At 41.3% G+C, this 25,609-nt stretch carries 24 protein-coding genes; 15 read left to right on the top strand and 9 right to left on the bottom strand.

Annotated elements, in window-relative coordinates; translation table 11 throughout:
• Position 1: 1 nt before the first annotated feature.
• The 5 genes from CVT07_RS08650 to CVT07_RS08630 all read right to left on the bottom strand — a co-directional run bounded on the left by CVT07_RS08650 (position 2) and on the right by CVT07_RS08630 (position 3,494).
• Complete coding sequence (locus tag CVT07_RS08650) at positions 2-1,114, bottom strand: prohibitin family protein (RefSeq protein WP_107936519.1); 1,113 nt, start codon at positions 1,112-1,114, stop codon at positions 2-4.
• 16 nt (positions 1,115-1,130) lie between these two features.
• Entirely contained in the window at positions 1,131-2,045 is a 915-nt protein-coding gene (locus tag CVT07_RS08645; protein ID WP_002939975.1) for a branched-chain amino acid transaminase, read from the bottom strand.
• Between the two features lie 100 nt (positions 2,046-2,145).
• The gene (locus CVT07_RS08640) at positions 2,146-2,787 is read right to left on the bottom strand and encodes a thiol:disulfide interchange protein DsbA/DsbL (protein ID WP_103638089.1); all 642 of its coding nucleotides are present in this window, start codon (positions 2,785-2,787) and stop codon (positions 2,146-2,148) included.
• A 9-nt stretch (positions 2,788-2,796) separates the two neighbouring features.
• A complete protein-coding gene (gene bcp / locus CVT07_RS08635) occupies positions 2,797-3,294 on the bottom strand; it encodes a thioredoxin-dependent thiol peroxidase (RefSeq protein WP_103573691.1) in 498 nt (165 codons plus the stop codon).
• On the bottom strand, positions 3,291-3,494 hold the full coding sequence (locus tag CVT07_RS08630; RefSeq protein ID WP_002939973.1) for a tautomerase family protein: 204 nt from the start codon (positions 3,492-3,494) through the stop codon (positions 3,291-3,293). The genes bcp and CVT07_RS08630 overlap by 4 nt, the downstream gene beginning before the upstream one ends.
• A 114-nt stretch (positions 3,495-3,608) precedes the next feature.
• On the opposite strand from CVT07_RS08630, the gene CVT07_RS08625 reads away from it, so the two are divergent.
• A complete protein-coding gene (locus CVT07_RS08625) occupies positions 3,609-4,013 on the top strand; it encodes a hypothetical protein (protein ID WP_107936521.1) in 405 nt (134 codons plus the stop codon).
• Here CVT07_RS08625 and CVT07_RS08620 read toward each other — a convergent pair.
• Positions 4,010-7,330 carry a DUF748 domain-containing protein gene (locus CVT07_RS08620; RefSeq protein ID WP_107936653.1) on the bottom strand — a complete coding sequence of 1,107 codons (3,321 nt, stop codon included), beginning with the start codon at positions 7,328-7,330 and terminating at the stop codon, positions 4,010-4,012. The genes CVT07_RS08625 and CVT07_RS08620 overlap by 4 nt on opposite strands.
• A 175-nt stretch (positions 7,331-7,505) precedes the next feature.
• Here CVT07_RS08620 and CVT07_RS08615 point away from each other — a divergent pair, with 175 nt between their 5' ends.
• From CVT07_RS08615 to carB, 12 genes are all read left to right on the top strand, one after another.
• The gene (locus CVT07_RS08615) at positions 7,506-9,038 is read left to right on the top strand and encodes an ABC transporter substrate-binding protein (protein ID WP_107936523.1); all 1,533 of its coding nucleotides are present in this window, start codon (positions 7,506-7,508) and stop codon (positions 9,036-9,038) included.
• A gap of 12 nt (positions 9,039-9,050) precedes the next feature.
• On the top strand, positions 9,051-9,989 hold the full coding sequence (locus tag CVT07_RS08610; RefSeq protein WP_107936525.1) for an ABC transporter permease: 939 nt from the start codon (positions 9,051-9,053) through the stop codon (positions 9,987-9,989).
• Entirely contained in the window at positions 9,986-10,786 is an 801-nt protein-coding gene (locus CVT07_RS08605; protein WP_107936527.1) for an ABC transporter permease, read from the top strand. The genes CVT07_RS08610 and CVT07_RS08605 overlap by 4 nt, the downstream gene beginning before the upstream one ends.
• Positions 10,783-11,463: an ATP-binding cassette domain-containing protein gene (locus CVT07_RS08600; protein WP_107936529.1), complete on the top strand. Its 681-nt coding sequence runs from the start codon at positions 10,783-10,785 to the stop codon at positions 11,461-11,463. Before CVT07_RS08605 ends, CVT07_RS08600 begins: the two co-directional genes overlap by 4 nt.
• Positions 11,460-12,209 carry an ATP-binding cassette domain-containing protein gene (locus CVT07_RS08595; protein ID WP_107936531.1) on the top strand — a complete coding sequence of 250 codons (750 nt, stop codon included), beginning with the start codon at positions 11,460-11,462 and terminating at the stop codon, positions 12,207-12,209. Before CVT07_RS08600 ends, CVT07_RS08595 begins: the two co-directional genes overlap by 4 nt.
• Positions 12,210-12,235: 26 nt before the next feature.
• The gene (locus tag CVT07_RS08590) at positions 12,236-13,312 is read left to right on the top strand and encodes an epoxyqueuosine reductase QueH (protein WP_107936533.1); all 1,077 of its coding nucleotides are present in this window, start codon (positions 12,236-12,238) and stop codon (positions 13,310-13,312) included.
• 89 nt (positions 13,313-13,401) lie between these two features.
• Positions 13,402-13,848: a 3-hydroxyacyl-ACP dehydratase FabZ gene (fabZ, locus tag CVT07_RS08585; RefSeq protein WP_103573701.1), complete on the top strand. Its 447-nt coding sequence runs from the start codon at positions 13,402-13,404 to the stop codon at positions 13,846-13,848.
• Positions 13,849-13,872: 24 nt separating this feature from the next.
• A complete protein-coding gene (lpxA, locus tag CVT07_RS08580) occupies positions 13,873-14,661 on the top strand; it encodes an acyl-ACP--UDP-N-acetylglucosamine O-acyltransferase (protein ID WP_107936534.1) in 789 nt (262 codons plus the stop codon).
• The gene (gene clpX / locus CVT07_RS08575; protein WP_107936536.1) at positions 14,661-15,893 is read left to right on the top strand and encodes an ATP-dependent Clp protease ATP-binding subunit ClpX; all 1,233 of its coding nucleotides are present in this window, start codon (positions 14,661-14,663) and stop codon (positions 15,891-15,893) included. Before lpxA ends, clpX begins: the two co-directional genes overlap by 1 nt.
• Before the next feature lie 9 nt (positions 15,894-15,902).
• The gene (locus CVT07_RS08570; protein ID WP_107936538.1) at positions 15,903-16,940 is read left to right on the top strand and encodes a rod shape-determining protein; all 1,038 of its coding nucleotides are present in this window, start codon (positions 15,903-15,905) and stop codon (positions 16,938-16,940) included.
• Positions 16,930-17,685 carry a rod shape-determining protein MreC gene (mreC, locus tag CVT07_RS08565; RefSeq protein ID WP_035142556.1) on the top strand — a complete coding sequence of 252 codons (756 nt, stop codon included), beginning with the start codon at positions 16,930-16,932 and terminating at the stop codon, positions 17,683-17,685. Before CVT07_RS08570 ends, mreC begins: the two co-directional genes overlap by 11 nt.
• Positions 17,685-20,948, top strand: coding sequence for a carbamoyl-phosphate synthase large subunit (carB, locus tag CVT07_RS08560; protein WP_107936540.1), 3,264 nt, complete (start codon positions 17,685-17,687; stop codon positions 20,946-20,948). The genes mreC and carB overlap by 1 nt, the downstream gene beginning before the upstream one ends.
• Positions 20,949-20,982: 34 nt before the next feature.
• On the opposite strand, the gene CVT07_RS08555 is transcribed toward carB, so the two are convergent.
• Together CVT07_RS08555 and CVT07_RS08550 are read right to left on the bottom strand one after the other, a co-directional pair.
• On the bottom strand, positions 20,983-22,137 hold the full coding sequence (locus CVT07_RS08555; RefSeq protein ID WP_107936542.1) for an NAD(P)/FAD-dependent oxidoreductase: 1,155 nt from the start codon (positions 22,135-22,137) through the stop codon (positions 20,983-20,985).
• A complete protein-coding gene (locus tag CVT07_RS08550) occupies positions 22,134-23,435 on the bottom strand; it encodes an MFS transporter (RefSeq protein ID WP_107936544.1) in 1,302 nt (433 codons plus the stop codon). The genes CVT07_RS08555 and CVT07_RS08550 overlap by 4 nt, the downstream gene beginning before the upstream one ends.
• A 113-nt stretch (positions 23,436-23,548) precedes the next feature.
• Between CVT07_RS08550 and CVT07_RS08545 the strand changes: the two genes are divergently transcribed.
• Together CVT07_RS08545 and CVT07_RS08540 are read left to right on the top strand one after the other, a co-directional pair.
• Complete coding sequence (locus tag CVT07_RS08545) at positions 23,549-24,190, top strand: non-canonical purine NTP pyrophosphatase (RefSeq protein ID WP_107936547.1); 642 nt, start codon at positions 23,549-23,551, stop codon at positions 24,188-24,190.
• Between the two features lie 9 nt (positions 24,191-24,199).
• Complete coding sequence (locus CVT07_RS08540; protein ID WP_107936549.1) at positions 24,200-24,874, top strand: tetratricopeptide repeat protein; 675 nt, start codon at positions 24,200-24,202, stop codon at positions 24,872-24,874.
• Here CVT07_RS08540 and CVT07_RS08535 read toward each other — a convergent pair.
• Positions 24,871-25,593: a tetratricopeptide repeat protein gene (locus CVT07_RS08535; protein WP_107936551.1), complete on the bottom strand. Its 723-nt coding sequence runs from the start codon at positions 25,591-25,593 to the stop codon at positions 24,871-24,873. The two genes, CVT07_RS08540 and CVT07_RS08535, sit on opposite strands and share 4 nt — an antisense overlap.
• Positions 25,594-25,609: the final 16 nt, after the last annotated feature.

The following is a 25,609-nucleotide window of genomic DNA, read 5'->3' as shown; positions in this document are numbered from 1 at the left end:
TTTACCTTTCGCTAACCGAGCTAGCTTTTGCCCTATCTTTTGCATCTAGCCAGATATTTGGCACAGCTCCGCCAGGTGTTAAGAAAATTTTGGCATCTTTGTTCTCTTTAAGAGCGTCGTTAAACCTATTTTGCGTCTCGATCTGTTTTAAATTTAATAAATTTTGATCTACACTTTTTGCGATCTCTTTGTTTGCATACGCAGTCGCATCAGCCTCGATCTTGATAGCATCGGCCTTACCCTTTGCCTCGATGATCGCAGCTTTTGCGCTACCCTCGGCAAGTGCGGCTTGTTTTAGGGCCTCTTGATTTGCACGCTCGACCTCGTATTTTGTCCTCTCGGCCTCTTGTTTAGCGATCTGAACGCGCTCGATCTGCTCTTTTACCTTTGAAGGCAAGATGATCTCACGAAGCTGCACTGTTAGAAGCTCGACTGGCTTGTTTGGCTGAGAGTCGATGTCTTTTCTTATGCCATCATCGATCTGTCTAGCTAGGTCGTTTCTCTTTGTCGGTAGCTCTTCGGCTGTGTATTTACCAGCGATACTGCGAACCACGTCACGAACGACAGGATCAACGATCTTGCTCTCCCAGCTAAGACCCCAAGAGGCGATAGTTTGCGGTGCATTTTCTGGATTTAGGCGGTACTGCACGGTTATATCGATGCTAACTGGCAAGTTTCTAGCGTCCAAAACTGAGATAGAGTTTTTGCGTAAAATTCCAGCTCCCTGATAAGACTTTTGCAAACTCTCGCCCATATCTTCGCCTGAAGTGTAGTTGATGATCCTAACTCTAGTATCAACTACGATGATATCTTGGATAAATGGTAAAAAAAAGTGAAATCCTGGTTGCAAAGGATTTGGCTCATATTTACCCGCTGTGGCTTTGATACCGACCTCGCCTGAGTGTATCACTTTAAATGGCTGAGTGATAGCAAGGATCGCGATAATGGCGATTATGATGTAGGCTAGCGCACCAAATTTGCCAAAGCCGCTTGGTATATTTGGCATTTTAAAATCCTTTTTAAAAGGTGGCTCTTTGTCGTTATTTTGACCTGAGCCCCTGTTGTCATTACCTGGCTTTTTTTTGTTGAAATAATCATTTAAATCAGCGGGCATTTCGTTCCTTTAAATCTTAAATATATGTTAAAAATGATTCGTATTTTTTGTTTAGACCATAAACTACGTCAAAGTAAGCTTTTTGTAGTCTCTTTGTCACTTCGCCTCTAGCACCGTTGCCGATGATGCGGTTATCTATGCTATTTATCGGCGTTACTTCAGCTGCAGTGCCTGTGAAAAATGCCTCGTCAGCTGTGTATGCTTGATCTCTTGTGATGCGCTCTCTTCTTACTTCGATGTCAAGATCGTGAGCTAGTCTTATGACTGTATCTTGAGTGATGCTAAGTAGGCTGTTGTCGTTTGGTGGAGTGATCAATGCGCCATTTTCAACGATAAAAAAGCACTCGCCTGGACCCTCAGCTACAAAGCCCTCGCTATCAAGAAGTAGCGCCTCGTCGTATCCAGCCTCTTTTGCTTCGTAGTTTGCCATTTGTGAGCTTAGGTAGTTTGAGCTAGCCTTTGCTCTGTTCATTTGAGCAGCAGGAGCTAGTTTGGCAAAGCTTGAAATTTTAACTCTGATGCCTTTTTCTAAGCCTTCATCGCCAAGATATGCGCCCCACTCCCATGAAGCGATAGCAGTTTGCACTGGTGCTTTTGTGTGCGCTACGCCCATTACGCCGTATCCTAAAAAGATAAGTGGGCGGATATATACGTTGCTGTTATATTTATTTGCGCGAAGTAGCTCGATCTGTGCTTTTTCAAGCTCTTCTTCAGTGTAAGGCACGTTTAAAACGGTCATTTTTGCTGATCTTAAAAGTCTTTTTGTGTGGTCTTTGAGTCTAAAAATAGCTAGACCTTTTTTTGTTTTATAAGCTCTTGTGCCCTCAAATACGGCGTTAGCGTAGTGCAAAGAGTGAGTTAGAACGTGTACTTTCGCATCGTCCCATTTTACTAGTTTTCCATCCATCCAGATGAATTCTGAAGCGTTCATAATTAAACCTTTCTTTTTTAGAAATTTGATCCGAGTTTATCTAAAATTGCTTTAAATTTACATTTCTAAGCCCAAAATGTCCGTAAATTTTAGGCTAAAGTTACTTATCTAAAAGCTCTTTTATCGTCTTTGCCATCTCATCGATCGATGATGCTGCGTTTAAATTTATTAGATATTTGCCGCTTACTACAAAGGCTGGCACACCGCTAATGCTAGCTACGTCATAAGAGGCAAACCACGCGTCTAAAAGCTCTTTTGCACGATCTGAGCTTAGCGCTTTTTCGTATTCGTCTTTGCTCACATGAGCCGCATTTAGTGCTAGATCTATAAATCTTTGCTTATCTTTGCCATCATTAAAGTCATCTTTTTCATCGTGTCTTGCTTTATATATCGCAAATTTAGCTTGCTTAAATTTAGACTCATCGCTTAACAAATCAGTCCCATTTGCCTCATCTATTGATATAAGAGCGGCGAAAATTTTACTTGTTGTCTCGCCAAGCTTGCCTTTGGTGCTTAGGTGATATGGGATAAATTTGACCCCGTCAAGCTTTGACATCAGCTTTCTTGTGATCGTTCGGTCAAATTTATAGCAGTGAGGGCAGTCGTAGCTAAAGACCTTGACGACTGAGTTTTTAGGCACGTTGAGCGGTTTTGCTAGAGTTTGATACTCCACGCCTTCAGTCAGTGCTGATAAATTTAGCGCAAAAAACGCACTTAAAATTAGCATTTTTATAAGCTTCATCTTTGCTCCTTATTTTGCTAGATCAGCTAGCACTTTTGCGGCGTGGTCTTTGGCTTTTACGCTTTTGTAAATTTTAACTATCTTGCCGTCTTTGCCGATCACAAAGGTGCTTCTGGCGATACCAAGATACTCTTTGCCGTAGTTTTTCTTGACCTGCCAAACGCCATAAAGCTTTGAAATTTCTTTATCCTCATCGCTTAAGAGGATGTGCTTTAAATTTTGCTTTGCGATAAAGCCCACATGCGACTTCACGCTATCTGGACTAACGCCGATGATGACGGTATCATTTTTGATAAACTGATCGTAGTTTGCGCTAAATTCGCAAGCCTCAGTCGTGCAGCCTGGAGTGTTGTCTTTTGGGTAGAAGTAAAGCACCACGTTTTTGCCTATAAAGTCCTTTAATGCGACCTTTACGCCATCTTGATTTAGCGCTTCAAACTCTGGCGCCTTGTCGCCAACTTCAAGCGTTATCTTTCTCTCAATGTCTGCTTTGCTAAATTCGCTCATTTTATCCCCTTTCTTTTGTCCTCTACGCTCTCGCCGCCTACGCCGATATTGCCAGCATCGTGAGTTTCGATAAAGATCATAACCGCCTCTTTTTTCTTGCCAAGCACTCTTACAAGCGTCTCGGTTACCTCTTTAAAAACTTGATCTTTTTGCTCTTTTGTAGGCTCTGGGCCTGCTATTTTGATATTAACATAAGGCATTTTTGCTCCTTTTTTAAGATGCAAAATATTAGCCAAAATGAGTGAAATTTCAGATTAAAGCCGTTATTTAAGAATTTGGCATTAAAATAAGCAAACTTCCAAAAGGAGCGAAAAATGGATTATAACAGGCAAAATAAGGGCTTTGTTTGCTTTATGTATGGCTTTGGACGAAGCAGAGCGGTTTATGCAGTTTTGATGATACTAATGGCGCTTTTAGCTGGTTTTTTAACACTTAGCTCAAACGCTCAAGCTGACGTTTCAAATTTACAAATAGCCCTTGGCATCATACTTTGTGGCCTTTTGCTGATCTTTGTAAATCCTAAAATTTTCATCATCAAGCTAATTGGCTACTTAATCGCTTTAGCTGGCGTTATGATCGCCCTTCACAACGCAAATTTGCTAGGAGCTGATTTTAATTTATATTTTTACGCAAGCCTTATTTTTGGGGCATTTATGATGCTTATGCTTCTTAGCTGGTTTGTCTATAATGCAAGAAGCAGCGAAATAAATGAAATTTAGTTCGCCACTCCCATTAGCACGCTTGTGTAGGTGTTTTGCTTAGGCTCTGAGCTCGTTGCATCGTTTATATTTATGCGGCCAGCCTCAAGCCCAGCTTTTATAAGCGCCTCTTTTACCGCATTTGCACGCTCATTTGCAAGCTCTATTAGCTTTGCTTTATCTACCTCGATGCCCTTTAGCGCCTCTTCTCTTAAGGCTTTCTCGCTTCTATCTTTTAAATTTGGCACAAGCTCATTTAAAACTGCGATGTAGTCTTTGCTGCTTGAAGCGATGATTTGATTGATCTTTTGATCTAGTTTTTTGTTTTTATAAAAGCTCTCATCGAGTTTTGAGTATGTTGGCGTTATGCTAAGCTTCATCTTAGGTTTTGAGCCAGTTAGCTTTATAAAATCAGCTATCTTAGGCGCTTCTGAGCTTATAAGCTCGCTACTTCCAGCAAGAAAATCAATAGAGCTAAGATCTTTGCTGCCAAGTCCTAAAGCGTTGCCTAAAAATCTAAATGGAGCTAGCGTGATGTCAGCAAAGAGTTTTTTTACTGCAGCCCAGATGACGCCGCCATATTTAAAGTCAGGATCGTCTAAATTTCCCTCAACTGGCAGGTCGATGTTTATTTGATTATTTTGATCGCTAAGTATCGAGATAGCAAGCGAAAGTGGTAAATTTACAGCGTCTTTTGACTCAACCTTTTCTCCAAGTGTAAGTGAGTCAAAATTTATGAAATTTGAGCCATTTAGTTTTGAGTCGACGACGCTATAGTTTAGGTTTAAATTTAGCTTGCCTTTTTTGATCTTATAGCCCACAAACTGCCCACTATATGGCGTTATATCGGTTAGATCGATATCTTTAAAGTCAAGCTTTATGTCGGTATTTTGCTTTAGCTCAAATGGAAAGAGTTTTGCAGTGATCTGCGCAAAGCCATTTTTGCCAACCACACCTTGAAACTCACCTGAGCTTGGGCGCTTTTTATCGATGTCTGTTAGCTTGCCATTTAGCTTTGAGATCGTTGTGGCAAATGGCATAAATAGCGATGCGTCCGAGAAATCAACCTCGCCATTTTTTAAAGAGAAGTTTTTAACGCTAAATTTTAGCTCGTCATCTTTCTTGCTAACTGCCTTTTTGCTCTCAGGTTTTGCCTCGGTTTTAGCCTTATTTTTATCCTCTTTTACGATCTGAGATAGGTTAAATTTACGCTCTTTGCTTAGATGAGCCTTGATAAATGGCGAATTTAAGCTCACTCCGCTTATGGCAAGGTCATTTTTGGCAAATGAAATTTTTTCAAGATCAAGGCTTTTAAAGGCGATTAGTTTTTCAGCTTTTTTGCCATTTAGCCTTATATCTTTGATGCTAACTTTTGCGTCTGCTTTGATATCTTTTGCGTAGTGAAGCTGGGCATCTGCGCTCATCTGACCGCTAGCTAGATCGGCCTCTAAAAAGGGCTTTGCGTAGGCAAAATACTTTGGTAAATTTGTATCATTTAGCTTGATTTTTGCACTTACATCAAGTGGCTCGATCTTTATCTTCGAATCAACATCCAAATTTAGCTTTTGTGAGCTTTTCATCGCCACTTTTGCGTCAAATGGCTTGCTAAAATCGCTACTTAAATTTGCTACTTTTACAAAAAGATTATCAAATTTATGAGTGATCTTTTCGCCCTCAAAAAGGTGCGTCAAAGCGATATCTGCGTTATTTACACTTATAATTTTTACATCAAATTTAAACTCATTTTCTTTGCTTTTTGAAGCGCTTTTATTTTCAGCTTTTTTCTCTGCTTTTTTAGTGTGTTTTGCCGCTTTTGTAGCTTTTGTGCTCTGCTCGCCAAATCCTAGCTCATTTACAGCGCTTAGCCCATTATCGCTTAGCTCTGAGCTAAATTTCGCTCTATCTATGCTTACATTTTCAACCCCAAGAGCCATTTTTAAAAGATCAAAACTTATGCTCTTTACCCCCACATCAGCGACGCTTACTATATCTTTATTTTTTGCTTTAAGCCCTATGTTTTTTACATTTAGCTCATCAAGGCTCGCAAGGCTTTTGTTGCCATCCATTGTAAAATTTGTATTTGTCACGCCAGCACTTGCTACATTTGCACTTGCGCTTTTGCTAAGTGGCGCGTTGATGCCATTAAGTGCTATTTTTTCTAGCGTTAGAGCGGTTTTGTTGTTTGCTAAATTTATATTTAAATTTGAAGCATTTATATCTTTTAAATTTGCTAAATTTCTATCCGCTTCATCTATTTTAAGAGTGTTTGCGCCTACGTTTTTTAGCTTGGCTGTGGCATTTAGCTCGCTTTTTTCATTTAAATTTGCAAGAAGCGAGATATCACTTAAATTTAGTGATTTTACGCTCGCGGCGATGGCATTTTTAAAAGAGATATCATTTAAATTTATGGCACTTAAATTTAGCGCAGCCTCTGTTTTATCCGCTATCTTACTATCAAGATCAAATTTTGGAAGCTCTAGCTCGCCAAGGCTAAGCTCATTTGCGCCTTCATCAAGGCTTAGTCCTTTTACATTTAAAAAGCCATCTTTTAAATTTATCCTAGTTGCGTTCTCATCGGCTTTTAAAGTGTAGTTTATCTTTAAGTTTATGATGGCATTTTTGAGATTTAACGTGTCATTGTCGATGAAGCTTATCGCAACTGGCTTTATGCTAAAGTCCTTTATGCTGACGTTACCCTCTATTTTTAGTGGATTTAGCTTGATATCGCCATTTAGATCGATCTTATGTGCGAGGCTTGAGTTTGAGTCAAATGTGTGACTACCTGCGCTATTTTTCTTCGTATTTAGCGAGCTTAGCTCGTAGTTTATATCATCAAAGCTTACGTTAAATGGCTTTGTTAAATTTTGATCGATATATGAAAATGAGCCTTTGATGATTTTTGCGTTATTTAGCGCGAAATTTATCGAGCTAGTGCTGTTATCTTCGCTAGTTGCGTTATCATCGCTTATAAAATTGCTAAAGTTAAAATTTGCCTTTTTATCTCTTGCGATCTTTACTTTTGGCTCATCTAGCCTAAAAATGTCTATCTCAACTAGCTTTTTAAAGATAGAAAATGGTTTTAGCTTAAGGTCGATCTGCTTCGTGCTAAAAAGCGGAGAAGTGGTGTTTAGCTCGGCATTTGTAGCGTTTAGCTCGAAGGTAAAGGGATTAAATTTAGCATCACTTACAAAAAGCGTTGCGTTGTAGTCTTTTAGGTATTTTGGCGCGATATTTTTGATAGCATAAGGCAGTCCAAAAAAGCCAAGAAGCGTGTAGATAAGCAAAAGTGAAACTACGCAGATGCCAGTGATCAGGGCTATTTTTTTCTTTTTATCCATTGTGAAATTTACCTTTTTGTCAGCTAAAATGAGCCTTGATTTTACTTTAAAAAAGGTTAAAAGATAGTTAGAAATTTCAAATTTTCTATACATTGAATTTACATTTATCTTAATAATACTTTTATGCATTTCGTATTACCATTCGTCAAATATTTTTTAAACAAAGGAGCGAGTGATGAAGAGGTTTTTGGTTTTATTGTTTTTGTTATTTTCTACCTTTGCTTATGCAAATGAAAATGCCGTTGTAGTCGCTATCGAGGAGCAAACACCTCGTATAAATCCACTCTACGACGAGGATCACGATCCTACGCTTTCGCTGGTTTTTTCTGGCCTTACTAGCCATGATGAAAATAGCCATGTAGTGCCAGAGCTTGCGAAGTCTTGGCAGGTGAGTGATGACGGGTTGGAGTATATTTTTGAGCTAAGAGATGATGCTTTTTGGCATGACGGGGTGAAATTTAGCGCAAAGGACGTTAAATTTACCATCGAAGCGGCTCAAGATAAGAAGCTAAACGCGCCTGCTATCTCAAACTACGAGGTGGTAAAAAGCGTTGAAATTTTGGGCGATTATAAAGTTAAGATCACGCTTAGTGAGCCTTTTCCGCCATTTCTTGACGCACTTAGCTTTGGCGTTTTGCCTGAGCACATTTTAAAGGGCAAAGATATCGCAACTGATAAATTTAATGACGCCCCTATCGGCACTGGCGCATACAAGCTTGTAAAATGGAAAAAAGATGAGAGTTTGGAATTTGCGGCAAATGATAAATTTTACAAAGGTGAGCCAAAGATAAAAAGGCTATTTTTAAAGATAGTTGGTGATGAAAATTTAAGACTTGTTGGGCTAAAAAGCGGTGAGATCGACGTTGCGCTCATCTCTCCAACTGGTGTAAATTTCATAAAAGATGATAAGAAGTTAAGCCTACTTAAATTTAAAAGCGCAGATTACAGAGCTTTGATGTTTAACCTTGAAGATCCTATCTTTCAAGATAAAAATGTAAGAATAGCCCTAAACTACGCCGTAAATAAAGATGAGATCGTTAAAAGCTTATTTCACGGATATGCAAGCGTAGCGAACAACCCGATAGAAAAAAGCTTTGCAAACGACAGCGAGTTTAAATTTAGCTACGATCCGCAAAAGGCTAGGGAGCTACTTGAAAAAAGCGGCTTTAAGAAAAACAAGGCTGGCTTTTTCGAGAAGGACGGCAAGGAGCTTGGCTTTGATATCTACGCTTTTAATAACGACATTTTAAGGGTCAATCTAGCCAAAATTTTAAGCAGCGAGTTTGAGAAATTTGGCGTGAGAGCCAAAGCCTATGCAAAGCCAAAAACAGCCTTTAGCATAAGCAAGGTCGATAGCTTTGTGATCGGCTGGGGAAGCCCATTTGATCCAGACTTTCACACATATAGAATTTTTGGCGGATTTGCCGACATCGATGTCAATGAAAATGGCTGGAATTTTAGCCACTACAAGGACGCAAACGTCGATCTTGCCCTAAAAAACGCAAGATACACAAAGGACGTGGAGCTTAGAAAAAAATACTACAAAGAATTTCTAAAAGCGCTTTTTGAAAATCCACCTTACATTTTTATAGCCTATCTTGACTATCCGCTCGTTTTTAACAACAAAATTTCAGGCATAAAGACGCAAATTTTAGGCCACCATGGGGCTGGATTTTTATGGAACATAAGAGAGTGGCAAGTAAAATAGTGGATAAAAACTTTGTTTAGAGCCATTTTAAAAACAGCGATCTCAAGCCTTGGGTTGCTGTTTTTCATCTCATTTTTTCTATTTTTGCTCATATATTTTTTGCCAGGAAACGTCACTGATGCGATGTTTTTGCGAAGTGAGGCGGTGAGCGTGGCTATAAAGGAGCAAATTTTAGAAAATTTGGGGCTAAAAGATGGCTTTTTTGTGCAGTATTTTAGATGGCTGGCTCACTTTGTCACGGGGGACTTTGGCACTAGTTTTGTAAGCGGGGCAAGCGTGTCGCTACTCATTAAAGAGAGGCTCTTAAACTCGCTCATTTTATTTTTTACTTCGTTTTTTCTAATAACTCTTTTATCCTTCTTTTTGGGGTTTTTAAGCGCCATTTATAAGAATAAATTTGCCGATATCTTTATAAATTTTAGCTCCTTTTTGTTAGCTTCATTGCCGCATTTTTACATCGCTCTTGTGCTAATAGCGATCTTTAGCGTCTATCTAAACGTGCTGCCAAGCTCTGGGGCAAACGAGCTAGGATCTAGCGGTGTTGGGGTGAAATTTATCATCTTGCCAACGCTTGCCATCATCTTGCCACACCTTGGCGCAAACGTGAAATTTGTGCGCGACACGCTAAATCAAAGCCTAAACGCCGACTTTATCCAGACGGCTCACGCTAGAGGTTTGGGACGCGGCAAAATTTATCTCTTTGCTATAAAGCACGCAAGCACCGATATAGTCTATTATTTTGCAACGCTTGTGGCTGGCGTTTTTGCTGGCTCGTACGTCATTGAGAGCATTTTTTCATTTCCAGGCATAGGCAAGCTTAGCCTTGATGCGGTCATCGCCAAAGACTATCCAGTCGCACTTGCGACCATTTTGCTAACGGCTGTTTTTGTCGTTTTGGCAAATTTGCTAGCTAAAATTTTTGCCATCTTGGCAGATAAGAGAAATTTATGAGAAAAGTCATATTTTTCATAGCCTGTTTTGTCTTTTTAGCGCTCGTCACATTTGCCTTTGTGACGCCGTTTTTTTCTAAATTTGAGCCAAATTTCACTGACTTTATGGCGGTAAATTTAGCCCCAAGTAGCGAGCATATCTTTGGCACTGACATCCTGGGCAGGGACAATCTCATAAGAGTTGCCTGCGCGCTTAAAAACTCGCTTCTTGTCTTGCTGCTAGCTGGCTTTTTAACGACGCTTTTCTCGCTCATCTACGCATATTTTGGCACGAGCAATAGCAGAGTTTGTGAGAGCCTTTTTGATAAGGGGCTTGATGCCTTTTTAAGCATACCAAACATCGTTTTTATCATGCTTTTTAGCTCATTTAGTAGCGGAGATCTGCTTATAACCTCTTTTATCATTGCCGTTTGCTCCTTTATGCAGGGTGCAAAAGTTTTTATGCAAAATTTAAGGCTTAATAGAAAGTGCGACTACGCCGAGCAAGCCGTGATAAATGGGGCTGGTAAATTTAGCCTTATATGCTTTGAAATTTTGCCAAATTTAAAGCATCTAATAGTTAGTATCTTTGGCATAAACGCGATAAACGCGGTCGTCATGGAGGCAACGCTTGGTTTTTTTGGCGTGGGTAGCGACGCAAACAAGATAAGCCTTGGCATCATGCTAAATGAGAGCAAAGAAGCACTTTTCCTTGGCTCTTGGTGGATGGTGCTTTTCCCTGGTGTGACGCTCTTTTTGCTCATCCTTGCAACCTCGATCATCACGTCAAATTCAAAAAATGGCAATATAAAAATATGATAGAGATTAGAAATTTAAACGTTTTTTATAAGGATAAGAAGCTTTTGAGCGAGCTTGATTTTGACATGAGCGAGGGTAAATTTATAGGTATCACGGGTGCAAGTGGCAGTGGCAAATCGCTCTTTGCAAAGAGCCTAATAAGGCTTTTTGATGATCATTTTAGAGTGAGGGCAGATAAATTTAGCATTTACAAAAAAGATATCTTAAAACTTAGTCAAAATGAGCTAAAAGAGCACCGAAGAAAGGTTGCCGCGCTTGTTTTTCAAAACTCTATTGCTAGCCTTCATCCGCTTTTAAACGTGGGTGATCATTTTAACGCCTATCTTGACGGCGACAAAAGGGCGAATAAAGAGCTTGCGTTTGCTTATTTTAGGGAGTTTGGGCTAGATAATGCAAATCTCATCTGGCACAAATACTCATACGAGCTAAGTGGTGGCGAGGCAAGCCGCGTGCAGATCGCTCTTGCGCTTTGCCTGAAGCCAAAAATTTTGATCTGCGACGAGATAACAAGCGGGCTTGATAGCATTAGCGGTAGCCACGTAGCTGGCATCTTAGAGAGCTTAAAGGGCAAGATGAGCGTCATCTTTATCTCGCACGATGAGGCGCTAACGAACTATCTTAGCGATGAGATTTGGCAGATGAGAGATGGGCGGCTAAATTTAAAGGAAAATGCGTGAAAATAAGGCTCAAAAACGTCTCAAAAAGTTTAAATTTTAAGGAGCATTTTAACGCTAGAGCTGAAGTTTTGCACCTTTTAGAGGGGATAAATTTCGAGCTTGGTGATGGCGAAAATTTAGCCATTTTGGGTCAAAGTGGCAGTGGCAAAAGCACGCTTGCAAAGCTCATATCATTTAGCGAGCCAAAAAGCGGGGGCAAAATTTATATAAACGATAAGGAGATCACGGACAAAAATGAGCTAAAAAAAGATATCAGATATATCTTGCAAAATCAAAAACAAGCCCTAAATCCAGCGCTAAAAGTAAAAACTGCCATCGCTCATGTGAGGTCATATCTTAAGCTTAGCTTTAGCGAAAATGAGCTCAAAGAGCTTCTAGCAAATCTAAATTTAAAAGATGAAATTTTAGAAAAATATCCATCTCAGCTAAGTGGCGGCGAGGCGACAAGGGTTGGGATACTACTAGCGCTTCTTTCAAAGCCAAAAATCTTAATCTGCGACGAGATAACAAGCGGACTTGATAATGAGACGAAGCAAAAGATCATAAATTTGCTTTTAAGCTTAGATGAAAAGATCAGCATTATTTTCATAACGCACGATATTTTAAGCGCGATGAAGATAGCGCAAAAGGTGCTAATCATCGAATCTGGTAAGCAAGTGGCGTGGGGTAAATTTGAGGATCTTGCAAGCCAAAATGTCCTTAAAAAATACCTCGATGCAGCTAAATTTTATGACGCCAAACTTTGATATAATGCAAGTAAAAAAGGTCAAATTTGCTAGTTCATATCTGCTGCTCGGTCGATAACCACTACTTTTTACAGCGCCTACGAAAAGATTACCCAAATGAGCGAATAGTAGGCTATTTTTACGATCCAAACATACATCCGTATAGCGAATTTTTACTGCGTTTTGAGGACGTGAAGCGAAGCTGCGAGAAGCTAGGCATCAAGCTAATATGCGGCGAATACGACTACGAAGCGTGGCTTGGTGGCACAAAGGGGCTTGAAGATGAGCCAGAAAAGGGCAAAAGGTGCGAATACTGCTTTGACTTTCGTATGAAAGACTCAGCTAAAAAGGCGTTAGAACTTGGTCTAAATAAGATCACGACGACACTTTTGATGAGCCCAAAAAAGGACTTTTCTCAGCTTAAAAAGGCGCTTGATGAGGCGGTGGCTGGCTCAAATTTAGAGGCGGTTGCGGTTGATTATAGAAAAAATGGCGGCACAAGCGAGCAGTTTATCCTCGCTAAAAAGGACAAACTCTATCACCAAAACTACTGCGGCTGCGTCTTTGCGCTAAAAAAGCAGCGCGACTCGCAAAATTTACCACAAAGTGAGCTTATGAGCGAGCTAAACGCAAGGGCACTTTATGGAAGCATTGAGGCTAGACTTGAGCTTTACAAAAAGGTGCGCCTTTGCGAGGCGAGAGGGGAGAAATTTCACCTTTTTAGAAGGCGATTTTTAAACTACAGACTTTTGCGTGCCAGTGTTAAATTTGATGGAGTTGTGGTGCCAAGCTACTTTGTGCTCTACTCTGGCTTTAAAAGAGAGAGCTTAAAGCTTAACGTGGAGCGCGACTGCGAGATCGATGATGAGCTAAAAGAGGGTGCGATATTTATGAGCATAGAGCGCTTTAATAAATTTACAAATAGCAAATTTAAAAGCGTTGATGAGCTTTGTAAAAGGTCGCTTGAGCTTGACGCTGAGATGAAATTTCGTAGGCAGATATGCGGGGAGTTTTCGCAAAATCCTATCATCATCTTAGACGAAGTCAAAAAGGGCAGCTACGAAATTTACGCAAAGGCTGTTTTTTACAACGACAGTGAAGAAATTTTGGTTTTAGAGAGCTAAATTTCAGAGATTTTAAAAGAGACTAATAATTTTTTTCTTAGTATAAATTTGTTACAATCTGCCAAAATTTACATTACTAAGGCTAAAACGTGATAGACGTCGTAGAAATTCAAAAAATTCTCCCACATAGATTTCCATTTTTGCTTATCGATAGAGTTGTCGAGCTAGAGCCTGCAAAAAGCATAGTCGCTTATAAAAATGTAACCATTGGCGAGCCGATATTTCAGGGGCACTTCCCAGGTCACCCGATCTATCCTGGCGTGATGATCATTGAAGGTATGGCGCAAGCTGGCGGCGTGCTAGCGTTTAAGAGTATGAGCGACGAGCATCAAGCTGGTATCGAGAACAAAGTGGTCTATTTTATGAGCATTGACGGAGCGAAATTTCGCCATCCAGTCCGCCCTGGAGATAGGCTAGAGTATAGATTAAATGTATTAAAACATAAAGGCAATATCTGGGTGCTTGAGGGTAAGGCATACGTCGATGATGTGCTATGCGCTGAGGCTGAACTAAAAGCGATGATAGTCGATAAATAGGCTTTTACTTAAAAAAGAGAGACAATGAAAAATATCCACCAAACAGCAGTTATAGAAGATGGAGCGATCATTGGAGATGACGCAAATATCGAGGCTTACGCATTTGTAAGTAAAGATGCGGTCCTTGGCAACAACGTCACGATAAAACAAGGCGCAAGGGTGCTTGGCAAGACGAGGATCGGCAATAACTCTCGTGTATTTAGCTACGCGATCGTTGGCGACATCCCACAAGATATCAGTTATAAAGACGAGGTCGATACTGGCGTCATCATCGGCGAGCACGCAACTATACGTGAGTTTTGCACGATAAACTCAGGCACGCACAAGGGCGATGGTATAACAAGGATCGGCGATAACGCCTTTATCATGGCATATTCTCACATCGCACACGACTGCATAATAGGCAGCAACGTCATTTTAGCAAATAATGCAACTCTAGCAGGCCACGTCGAGCTTGGCGACTACGCTGTTGTGGGCGGTCTTACGCCTATTCACCAGTTTGTTAGAGTGGGTGAGAGCTGCATGGTCGCAGGAGCAAGTGCGCTCAGTCAAGATGTAGTGCCATTTTGCCTAGCTGAGGGCAACAGAGCCTATATAAGAAGCTTAAATTTAGTTGGCATTAGGCGTAGATTTGACAAAGAGCAGGTTGAAGAGCTTGTTCGCGCTTATAAATTTTTGTTTAATCAAGGCATCAGCCTAAAAGATCAAGCAAACGAGCTGATCGCGAAAACTAGCGACGAAAATGTTAAAAAAATGTGTAAATTTATATTAGAAACGACAAGAGGAATTCCACTTGCAAAAGGAAGAGATTAATGGCTAGAAAGTGTAATTTTTGTGGCGAGGCTGAGTCTGCTGAGAGAAGGTTATTAGCAGATATCGAAGGGAACGCCTATATATGCGAGTACTGCATCAGTGCCGCATACGATATGATACATGGTGATACGAGTGTAGAAGAGAGCAAAAACGAAGAGGCGATAGAGTACCAAAAGCTCACACCAAAGGAGCTAAAAGCAGTACTTGATAACTACGTGATCGGTCAAGATAGGGCTAAAAAGGTCTTTAGCGTCGGCGTATATAACCACTATAAGAGAATTTTTAAACAAAGCGACATCAAAGACGACACTGAAATTTCAAAGTCAAACATCTTGCTTGTTGGTCCAACTGGAAGCGGCAAGACCTTGATGGCTCAGACTTTGGCGAGATTTCTTGATGTGCCTATCGCGATTTGCGATGCGACAAGCCTAACTGAGGCTGGATATGTCGGCGAGGACGTTGAAAACATCTTAACAAGGCTCTTGCAAGCTGCAAATGGCGACGTGAAAAAGGCGGAGCAAGGCATTGTATTTGTCGATGAGATCGATAAGATCGCTAGAATGAGCGAAAACAGAAGCATCACAAGAGATGTCTCAGGCGAGGGCGTGCAGCAAGCACTTTTAAAAATCATCGAAGGCAGCGTCGTAAATATCCCACCAAAAGGCGGCAGAAAGCATCCAAACCAAGACTTCATCCAGATAGATACGACAAATATCTTATTTGTTTGCGGTGGTGCATTTGACGGACTTCTTGATATCATCGAGCGCAGAGTTGGTAAAAATGTACTTGGATTTAATCAAGAAAAACGTGGCAAAAATGAAAAAGAGAATTTACTAAGCCTGCTTGAGCCAGACGATCTTGTAAAATATGGCCTCATCCCAGAGTTAATTGGCAGACTTCACGTGGTGGCTACATTAAATGAGATAACAAAAGAGGATATGGTTAAAATTTTGACCGAGCCAAAAAATGCGATATTAAAACAATATCAAAAGCTCTGTGCGATTGACGGTGCTACGCTTAAATTTGATGATGAAGCGCTTGAAGAGATAGCGAGCCTTGCGATTGAGCGAAAGACTGGAGCAAGAGGGCTTAGAAGCATAATGGAAGAGCTCATGACAGATATAATGTATGATCTGCCAGAGCTAAAAGACTACGATATCGTGATCTCAAAAGAGACGGTAAAAGATAAGGCAAAGCCGATTTTGGTAAAGCACAATAAATTAACAGCGTAAAGGAAATAGATGTTTTTAGATCAGGTTATAGGTTTTTTCTCAAGTGATATGGGTATAGATTTAGGTACGGCAAATACTTTGGTTTTGGTAAAAGATAAGGGAATAATCATAAATGAACCATCAGTTGTTGCAGTAAGACGTGAAAAATATGGAAAACAAAAAATTCTAGCAGTCGGTCACGCTGCAAAAGAGATGGTGGGAAAAACTCCTGGCGACATCGAGGCGATAAGACCGATGAGAGATGGCGTTATCGCGGACTTTGACATGACAGAGAGGATGATACGCTACTTTATAGAAAAGACCCACAGAAGGAAAAATTTCTTACGCCCAAGGATCATCATCTCAGTTCCTTACGGACTTACTCAGGTTGAGAGAAAGGCTGTTAGAGAGAGCGCACTAAGTGCTGGTGCAAGAGAGGTATTTTTGATAGAAGAGCCTATGGCAGCAGCTATCGGAGCAAATTTACCAGTTCGTGAGCCACAAGGCAACCTTGTAGTTGATATCGGCGGCGGTACGACTGAGATCGGTGTCGTCTCACTTGGCGGTCTGGTAATATCAAAATCTATCCGCACAGCTGGTGATAAGATAGATACTAGCATCGTTAACTACATAAAAGAAAAATACAACTTACTAATAGGCGAGAGAACAGGCGAGGAGATAAAGATCGCTGTGGGCTCTGCTGTGCAGCTTGAAAAAGAGCTAAGCGTAGTGGTAAAAGGACGCGACCAAGTGAGCGGTCTTTTAAGCAGGGTTGAGCTAACAAGTGAAGACGTGAGAGAGGCGATGAGAGAGCCGCTAAAAGAGATCGCAGATGCGCTTAAAACCGTGCTTGAGATGATGCCGCCTGATCTTGCTGGCGATATCGTCGAGACTGGTATCGTGCTAACTGGCGGTGGGGCGCTTATTAGAGGGCTTGACAAGTTCTTGTCTGATATCGTTAAGCTTCCAGTATTTGTAGCTGATGAGCCGCTTCTTGCTGTTGCTAGAGGCACAGGCAAGGCACTTCAAGAGATCGGACTTTTACAACAGCTAACAAATGAAGAGTAAGATTGTTCTTTTTGTTTTTATAGCGTTGCTTGCTGGCGCCTCGATGTTTAAGGGCGAAATTTTAAGCAACATCTCTATCAAATTTAGCAACTACGCTATAAATTCATACGACAATTTTGCTAAAAGCGTGAAAGATTATATAAATGAATATTTTAGGCAGGCTAGCGAGATAGAAAAACTAAGAGCGCAAAACAAAGAGCTAGAGCGCTCAGCTACGCTTCTATCTACTTTTGCAAACGAGCTAAATCAAATTTTAAAAGATAAAAACTCAACTGCCTACGCCCCAGCTGTAAAGCTAGTAAAAGGGCTTAGCTATGTGCATATCGGGGATTATAATAAAATTTGGATAAGCGAGTTTGAAGGATACGACCCAAATAAAATTTACGGACTCATCTATCAAGGAAGCAGCGCTGGCATCGTCATCGCAAAAGATGGCAAGCCGCTAGCATACTTGCAAAATGACCCAAAAAGTATATTTGCAGTCTATATAGGAAATGAGAAAATTCCAGGCGTCGCGCATGGAAATCAAGGCCAAATAATGGTGAAATTTATCCCACAATGGCTCAGCCCAAAAGAGGGCGACGAGGTCTTTACGAGCGGGCTTGACGGGATATTTTTTAGTGGAGTGCCAGTAGGGCGCGTGAGTAAAATTTTAAAAGAGAGCTCCTATCAAAGCGTGATAGTTGAGCCCTATGCAAAGCTAAACATACCAAACTACCTATACGTTGTAACAAAGGAAAAATGATGCCAAAAAGAACAGATATAAATACCATTTTACTAATCGGCTCAGGCCCTATCGTCATCGGTCAAGCCTGCGAATTTGACTACTCAGGCACGCAAGCAGCCAAGACACTAAAAGAGCTTGGATACCGCGTAGTGCTCATCAACTCAAACCCAGCCACCATCATGACTGACCCAAATTTCGCCGACGCAACGTATATAGAGCCGATCACAAAAGATAGCATTTTAAGGATCATTGAAAAAGAAAATATTGACGCCATCTTGCCAACGATGGGCGGTCAAGTGGCGCTAAATGCCGCTATGGAGGTCTTTGAGAGCGGCCTTTTAAAGGATGTTAAATTTCTTGGTGCAAATCCAGAAGCGATAAAAAAGGGCGAAGATAGACAAATTTTTAAAGCGACCATGCAAAAGATCGGCATGGACCTGCCTGAGAGCAGATATGCCTATAACATGGACGACGCGCTAAATGCGGCAAATGAGATAGGCTTTCCACTCATCATAAGAGCTAGCTATACGCTTGGCGGCGCAGGAAGCGGAGTGGCTTATAATATGGATGAGTTTAAAGAGCTAGCCAACACCGGCCTTGACGCAAGTCCGATACATGAAATTTTGATAGAAGAGAGCTTGCTTGGCTGGAAAGAGTACGAGATGGAGGTTATCCGTGACCGCAACGATAACTGCATCATCGTCTGCTCGATCGAAAATTTTGACCCAATGGGCGTTCATACAGGCGATAGCATCACGGTCGCACCTGCTCTCACACTAACAGATAAAGAGTATCAGGCTATGCGTGACGCTAGCTTTGCCATACTTCGCGAAATAGGCGTTGATACGGGCGGCAGCAACGTGCAGTTTGCCATAGACCCAAAAACGGGCCGTATGATCGTTATCGAGATGAACCCACGCGTTAGCCGAAGCTCAGCCCTTGCTAGTAAAGCTACTGGCTATCCGATCGCAAAGGTCGCGACACTGCTTGCAGTTGGTTTTAGCCTAGATGAGATCAAAAATGATATCACAGGCACGCCTGCTAGCTTTGAGCCGGTGATCGACTACATCGTGACAAAGATCCCACGCTTTACATTTGAGAAATTCCCAGGATCAAACCCATATCTAGGCACTGCGATGAAGTCAGTTGGCGAGGTGATGGCGATAGGTAGGACATTTAAAGAGAGTATCCAAAAGGCGCTTTGCAGCCTAGAGCGTGATCTTTGCGGATTTAACAGCCTTAGCCTAGAGAAAAACTCTTTGATTTACGGCATCAGAAATGCAAATGAGAGAAGAATTTTATATCTAGCACAAGCCTTTAGAGATGGCTTTAGTGTGGCTGAGGTGCATGAGTTTAGCAAGATCGATCCTTGGTTTTTAGAGCAAATTTATGAGATAGTTAAATTTGAAGATAAGATCGACATGGATATCTTAAACAACGAAGTGCTGCTGCGAGAGGCCAAAAGCATGGGCTTTTCAGACAAGATGATAGCTGTGCTTATAAATGAAAAAGACGATCTTGAGCTTAGCCAAAATGATATCTACTTTGCTAGGCAAAAGCTTGGCATTGAGCTTGAATACAACGAGGTCGATACTTGTGCGGGTGAGTTTAAGGCACTAACGCCGTATCTCTACTCATCTACAAATATCACTAAATTTCCTAAAAAAGAGCTAGCAAAAGATGCTAAAAAGGTGATGATAATAGGCGGCGGTCCAAATAGGATCGGCCAGGGCATAGAGTTTGACTACTGCTGCGTTCATGCAAGCTACGCCCTAAGAGACCTTGGCGTAAAAACGATAATGTACAACTGCAACCCAGAAACCGTCTCAACCGACTACGACACGAGTGATATTTTGTACTTTGAACCGATCGATTTTGAGCACGTTAGATCGGTCATCGAGCGCGAAAAGCCAGATGGTGTGATCGTGCATTTTGGCGGTCAAACTCCGCTTAAATTTGCAAAACGTCTAAGCGTGATCGGCGCTAAGATCATCGGCACAACTGCAAGAGTGATCGACGTGGCCGAGGATAGAAAGAAATTTAGTGAATTTATAAATAAAATAGGCGTCCTTCAGCCTAAAAACGACACCGCCACTAGCCTAGAAGAAGCCTTGCAAAAGGCCGCTACTATCGGCTACCCAGTGCTTGTTCGCCCAAGCTACGTTCTAGGTGGCAGGGCGATGAGAAGGGTGCATAACGAGAGCGAGCTAAAAGAGTATATGAGTGAAGCGGTCAAAGTTAGCAACCACTCGCCAGTGCTACTTGATAAATTTTTACAAGACGCAAAAGAGCTCGACGTAGATGCGATATGTGACGGCAAAGAGGTCTATATAGGTGCGATAATGGAGCATATCGAGGAGGCTGGAATTCACTCTGGTGACTCAGCTTGCATATTGCCACCGATGAGTTTAAGCGATGAGATGATAAAAAAAGTGGAGAAGCAAACCAGAGATATCGCGCTAAATTTAGGCGTTGTAGGCCTTATGAATATCCAGTTTGCTATCTATGAAAATGAGCTTTATATGATCGAGGTAAATCCTCGCGCAAGCAGGACCGTGCCGTTTGTGAGCAAGGCTACTGGCGTGCCTATGGCAAAGGTGGCTACAAGAGTTATGTGGCAGGGAAATTTACGTGAGGCGCTTAAATTTTATGATGATTACAAGGTCGTTTATGAGGACGGCGACATCCTAAAACCTCGCGTAAGTTCGCATGTTTGCGTAAAAGAGTGCGTGCTGCCATTTAACAAGCTAAGTGGCGCTGATCTCATCCTTGGTCCTGAGATGAAGAGCACGGGCGAGGTCATGGGCATAAGCCACGACTTTGCAAGCTCGTTTGCAAAGAGCCAGATCGCTGCTAGCAACACTTTGCCAAGCAAGGGCAGGGTATTTTTAACGCTAGCTGACGCTGATAAATCTTACGCGCCTGATCTTGCAAAAGAGCTAATAGCACTTGGTTTTAGCATCGTCGCAACTGGCGGTACGCATAAAATTTTAATCGAAGCTGGCGTGGAGGCTGAGTTTGTATATAAGATAAGCGAGGGCAGACCAAACGTCGAAGATAGACTAAAAAATGGCGACATAGCACTTGTTATAAATACAAGCGATACAAAATCAAGCGTAGATGATGGCAAAAAGATCCGCCAAAATGTACTTAGATTTAAAATTCCATATTTTACAACGATCCGTGCAGCACTTGCAGCTGCCAAGTCGCTAAGCACAGTTCAAACTGGCAAAGCACTTGAAGTAAAAAGCTTACAAGAGTATCTAAGCGAAAAACAATAATTTTAGTGGCAGTTTATCTGCCACTAGCTAAATTTCACTTTTCTATTTGATTAGCTTTTTTTAAAGCGCTAGTCACCTTTAAAGCGCTTGTAAATGCAAAATGCATGTTATATCCTCCAAGCATACCGGTGATATCTAAAACTTCTCCTATAAAGTAAAGTCCTTTTACGCTTTTACACTCTAAATTTTCATCTAAAAAATTAGTCTTTACACCACCTTTTGTAACTTCAGCCCTTTCAAAGCCAAATGTCCCAGCTGGGGCAAATTCGTAAGCAAAAAGCCTTTTTATGATGCTCTTTTCATCATCGCTAAATTCATAATAAGCTCTATCTTTTAAACCAAAATTTCTTAAAAACTCCAGTACAAATCTCTTTGGCAAAGGCAAAACTGAGCTAAGCTGTTTTTTACCATTTACTAAATTTTTCTCACTAAATTTAGGCAAAAAATTTATGCAAATTCGACCTTTTTGCCAAAAGAGTGAGGCGTTTAGTATAGCTGGACCACTTATGCCTCTATGCGTAAAAAGCAGATCACCACTAAATTTATAGCTCTCGTTTTTGGTATTTATCACTACATCTGCGCTTAGGCTAACACCGCTAAGCTCTTTAAACCAAAACTCATCTTTTTGCACGCTAAAGCCAACAAGAGCAGGGGCAGGCATTGAGAGCTCAAGGCCAAATTCGCTAGCTATTTTATAGCCAATATCGTTTGCACCAAGGGCTTTGTAGCTCAGTCCGCCACTTGCGATGACTAAATTTCTAGCTCTAAATTTCTCATCTTTTGTCAAAATTTCAAAACTTTCATCTACTTTTTTAGCGCCGACAACCTCTTTGTTATAAAAAATCTCTGCATTTTGCCTTTTTAAAAGCAGGCTCAAAACGCTCTTTGCACCGCTATCACAGAAAAATTGATTTTGCTTTTGCTCACTAAATTTAAGCTCACTAAAAAATTTCAAAACCTGATCAGGGCTTAGCACTTTTAAAATTTGCTCTATAAATTTCTGCTCGCCAAGGTAGTTTTTAGCGCTTACAAAGCGGTTTGTGATGTTGCATCTGCCGCCACCACTTGCTAAGATCTTTTTGCCAGCGCTGCTGTTTTTCTCTAAAATGGCAACCTTTTTGCCCTTTAAATTTGCCCCTAAAAAGAGCCCGCTAGCGCCAGCACCAACGATGATGACGTCGTAGATCAAAACTTCAAGCTCTCTTTTAAGGCCGCCTCGCTTGTTAGGCGAGAGTCAAATTTGATCACTTGATTTTTCTCATTTTTGTAATAATCCACCACGCCTTTTTGGCTGTTTAGAAGCTCTAAATTTAAGCTTATTTCTGGGCTTAGGTAGATATTTTTAAAGATTCTAGGATCACTCAGGCTAAAGAGCAAAACAAGCCAGATCACGCAAAGCACCACGCAGACGATGGCAAGCACTTTAAAGTTAAAGGTGTGCATGATGTATCCGCCAAACGCGCCTCCAACGAAGCTGCCAAAGTAGCCAAATGAGTTAAAGATGCCAAGAGCGGTGCCTTTTTGTGAGGATTTTACAAATTTGGTCGCGGTTGATTGCATGATGGGCTCGTGAAGGTTAAAACCTATAAAAAATATCGCGATGCCAAGTACAAAGAGAAATTTCGTAAAGCTCAAGGCAAAAATGGCGTAGGTTAGGGCAAAAAGCAGCGTGCCGGCTATCAAGATGACCTTGCTAAGCCCCTTGCCATCGCCCAGTGCGCCAGCTAGCCCCATAGCTAAAAAGCCAAGCACAGCGCCAAGCGTATAGACCTTGTAAAGCTCGCTGCTCTCATAGCCATACTCTTTTACTAAAACGATAGGGATCACCAAAAATGCGATACTTGTGAGCATCTTTTGCATGAAAGAGGTGAAATTTATGATCATGTAGTCTTTTTGCAAAAAGAGCTTGCCAAATGGCACCTTTTCGGCCTTTGCGCTCACTTTTATCTCTTTTGGCACGACGGTGTAGAGTAGCACGACGCAAAGCAAGCTAAGAGCAGCGCTTAGATAAAATAGGCTTGAAAGCCCGTAGTCCTTGGCAAGAAGCGGACCAAGCACCATCGAAAGCGTGAAGCTAAGCCCTATAAAAGCGCCCATGATCGCCATAGCTTTTGAGCGGTTTTCCTCAGCTACAAAGTCGCTTATCATCGCTGTTGCCACCGCTCCCACAGCTCCCACACCTTGTAAAAATCTACCAAAAAGCATCGTGTAAATTTCACTTGCCAGCGCGCAGACGATAGAGCCAGCCACAAAGATCAAAAGGCCGATGGTTAGGGCTTTTTTGCGGCCGATCTTATCTGAGAGAGCGCCAAAAGGCACTTGAAATATCATCTGTGAGATCGCATAAACACCTACTATTAGCCCCACTAAAAACTCATTTGCGCCGCTTAAATTTAGCGCATAGAGGCTAAGAACTGGTAGGACTATGAAAAGTCCAAAAAATCTGCTAGCTACGATAAAAGATAGTGGCAAAACGCTTTTTAACATAAATTTTCCCTTGTTTTTAAAAGGACTAAGTTTATCATTTTAACACTAATTTAAATTTAAAAATTTTAATCTACTTTTTTGTAAAATACGCCCAAAAATCAAGGAGTTTTGCTATGAAAATCGTGCTTGCGACATCAAATTTAGACAAAGTAAAAGAGATAAAAGAGTTTTTAAAAGGCTATGAAATTTACGCACTAAGTGAGGTTGTAAAGCCGTTTGAGATTATTGAAGATGGTAGCAGCTTTCAAGCAAATGCACTCATAAAGTCAAGAGCCGTTTTTGCAAAGCTTAAAGAGCAAGGGCTTGATAGTGAGTTTATCTCGCTTAGCGATGATAGTGGCATTAGCGTGGACGCGCTTGGTGGCGAGCCAGGGATCTACTCAGCTCGCTATTTTGACCTTGATGAAAATGGCAAAGTGTGCGGCAAAAACGCAAATGACGCAAACAATAGAGCAAAGCTAATTAGCAAGCTAAAGGCGTTAAATTTACAAAGCTCACCAGCTCACTACACCGCCTGTATCGCTGTTAGCTCAAAATTTGGCGACTACACGGCCCATGGCTTTATGTATGGTGAGGCGATAGATGAGGAGCGCGGCACAAACGGCTTTGGCTACGACGCACTCTTTATCCCAGATGGCTTTACAAAGACGCTTGGCGAGCTAGATAACGAGACAAAGCTCAAAATTTCTCACCGCTCAAAGGGGCTTGAACTTGCAAATTTTGTATTAAAGAGTCTAAAGAAAAACTACAAATAAGAGCAGTTTATGAAGAAAATTTTACTTTTTATATTTCTTGCTTTTGGCATTTTGGCGGCGAGTGAGTATAGGGCGCTTGAAGATAAAAGCATAGTTTATAAAGACGAAAACGGCAATGGAAAGATCGACTACATAGCACTTTTTAAGGCAACGGACGAGCTATTTATCTATGCAAGGGCATATCCTTTGAATTTTAAAGATGAAGATCAAAAGAAGGCGACGTTTAGCGACCTTTTGAAGGTAGAAAAAATTTTTGACTTTATGGAGGAAGAAGGCTTTGCTAAGAGCTTAGGCGGGCAAGAAGGTGGGTATTTTAAAATTTGCCAAGCTAGGATCCACGTGATGAAGCATAACTTTGACGTGCATGGCGAGGCTGTAAAGGCGGATAAAATTTATGGTGAGCTTATAAATTTAACGCCAGATAATGGGGAAATTTATGCTGAATTTGCTGATTTTTTAGCAAATTCTAACCGGTTAGAGCTTGCAGAGCAAAACTACGATAAAGCTCTAAATTTAGGCGTAAAGAGGGCAAATTTAGGCCTTGCGCTAGTAAAGCTTGCTAAGATGGATCAAAAAGGCGCGCTGCCATACTTAGAAGAGTATCTAAAAAGCTACGCAGACGATGAGTTTGCCAAGATGCTAGCAAGCTCTTTAAAAGAGGGCACGCTAAAGATAGAGCCCTAGTTAAGCTCCTTTAGCCCCTTGCTGGCTCGCTCCAAAAGACCCAGCGCGCGAGGGTTTTGCTCTTTACCTTTTAAAATTTCAAGCACTTCTTTGTAGTTTTTGGCGGCTTGATCTTTTCCATCAAGCTTTGCTAGGTCGTTAGCGACCTCTATTAAAAGCTCTGATCGCACAAGCTCGTTGTTGCTTAGATCTGGCGTGATATCAAGTAAATTTAACGCTAAAATGTGGTTTTCGTAGGCTTTTGCAAAGTCATTTTTCATGTAGTAGGTGCTGCCGATGGACTTTATGCAAAGCAGCTCGTCGCGCATTGGGGCATTTGGCGTGACGTCATAAATTTTTTGAGCTTCATAAAAGCTAGCAAGCGCCTCGTCGTATTTGCCTAGCGCCTTTTTTGCTGCGCCTATGTTTTGATAAGAGCGAGCTAGTAGCAGTTTGTCACTAACGTTTGCCGCGAGCTCTAGGGCTTTTTGCGAGAGCTCTAGTGCCTTTTGAGGCTCTTTATTTACCATACAAATGCTGGCGCCATTTATGAGCGAAGTGATCGCCTGCTCGGTGTTGCCCTCTTTTAAGCAGACATCAGTCGCTTGCTCGGCTAAATTTATGGCTCTCTCCAAATTTCTATCACTTTTATAAAACTCTCTTACGCTATCTTGCACCAGCTCGTCGCAGCTACTTGCAAAGAGGCAAATAGGCGCTAAAAATGGCAAAATTTTCTTCATCTTTTTACCTTTAAAA

The organism is Campylobacter concisus (assembly GCF_003048875.2).
GTDB lineage: Bacteria > Campylobacterota > Campylobacteria > Campylobacterales > Campylobacteraceae > Campylobacter_A > Campylobacter_A concisus_AU.
This window is presented reverse-complemented; position numbering and strand designations above follow the sequence as displayed.